This window comes from Yoonia maritima, from assembly GCF_043641945.1.
Lineage (GTDB): Bacteria > Pseudomonadota > Alphaproteobacteria > Rhodobacterales > Rhodobacteraceae > Yoonia > Yoonia maritima_B.
In genome coordinates this window covers 1-1,520 of sequence record NZ_JBHZRX010000015.1, presented here as the reverse complement: position 1 = coordinate 1,520, position 1,520 = coordinate 1, and the positions used below count along the sequence as shown (strand labels likewise).

Annotated in this window: 1 protein-coding gene; it reads left to right on the top strand. The window is 54.9% G+C overall.

From position 1 onward, the window contains the following. The first annotated feature begins 118 nt into the window (after positions 1-118). Positions 119-1,480 carry an ISNCY family transposase gene (locus tag ACHUEV_RS17840; RefSeq protein WP_394182290.1) on the top strand — a complete coding sequence of 454 codons (1,362 nt, stop codon included), beginning with the start codon at positions 119-121 and terminating at the stop codon, positions 1,478-1,480. Positions 1,481-1,520: the final 40 nt, after the last annotated feature.

The following is a 1,520-nucleotide window of genomic DNA, read 5'->3' as shown; positions in this document are numbered from 1 at the left end:
ATTATGCGAATACGTAATTGTAGCCGCAAAGCTAAAATGTCACCCATCTGCAATTCAGGAATGTCACTCTCGCCCGTAACGACAACAGGCAGAGAGATCGGGCACGGGATGGGTGATTATGAGCGAGCGCGAGCTGAACCGCGTAGAAGTATTGGCACAGGTTGATGATGGTCGGCTGAGTGTCGATAATGCTGCGAACATGTTGGACCTGACACGACGACAGATTTTCAGGCTTTTGAAGCGATATCGCCAGGACGGTGCGTCCGCGATCCGGCACAAGGCGCGCGGCAAACCTCCGAACAATCGCATCCATCATGCCAAGCGTGACTATGCTCTGAACCTGATCAAAGAGAGCTATGCTGACTTCGGGCCAACATTGGCGGCTGAGATGCTGGCCGAACGTCACGGTTTCAAAGTCTCGCGCGAGACGGTTCGCAAATGGATGCAGGAAGACGGCCTTTGGCTCTCGCGCAAACAACGCCGGACATTCCACCAACCGCGTTTGCGTCGAGAGTGCTTCGGTGAGCTGATCCAAATCGACGGATCAGATCATCGGTGGTTCGAGGATCGCGCTGGTCCCTGCACCCTTCTCGTCTTCATTGACGATGCAACCAGTACCTTGATGGAGCTGCGGTTCGTGGAATCGGAGAGCACATTTACCTATTTTGATGCCTTGGAAAGCTATCTACTCAAGCATGAGCGGCCGGTCGCATTCTATAGTGATAAACACTCCGTCTTTCGGGTCGCCAAGCCGAGCAAGCATATGACCGGCATGACCCAGTTTGGGCGTGCCCTGGCTGAGCTGAACATAGAGATTCTGTGTGCAAACAGTTCCCAGGCCAAAGGCCGCGTCGAACGCGCAAACCGGACACTTCAGGATCGGCTTGTAAAGGAGCTGCGCATCGCAGGCGTTTCTAACATGGATGATGGAAACATGTTTCTGGCGGGTTTCGTTGAACGCTACAATGCCAAGTTTGCAAAGGCTCCTGCCCGGCCCGACAACCTGCATCGCGCACTGAACGTCGAACCTGACCGCCTTGCCGAGATCTTCTGCCTGCGTGACAAACGTTATGTCACCAAAGACCTGACGATCAAGTACGACCGCAAGCGGATCAAGCTGGAAGTGAACGATCTGAGCCGCGGTCTCGTGGGTAAATATGTTGATGTATATGAGTTGGCTGACGGACGCATTCAGGTACGGGCAAAGGGCGTCGCCCTGCCCCATTCCATCCTCAACCCCGAGCGCCGGATCACGCATGCCGCCATTACCGAGAACAAGCGCCTCGGCGCAGTTCTGGCATTTATCAAAGAAGAACAGGACAAACCTGCGCCAAAGCCCAAGGTCAAACCGATCAGCGCAAAGAATGGCTACAAAAAGACTGGCCGCCGATCGCCCGGAGCACCGTCAAAAATGGAAGCCTACTATGAGCGACGACGGGCCGAGCGGGCGGGCGAAGCCGCTGCGGCAAGCAAAAGCTGACCTTGTGATATTGATGATCAATTACCGCCTTGCGGACGAA

Bases quoted from the DNA above. Each gene is read 5' to 3' on its own strand.
- ACHUEV_RS17840 (WP_394182290.1), top strand. From the start codon at position 119: ATGAGCGAGCGCGAGCTGAACCGCGTAGAAGTATTGGCACAGGTTGAT.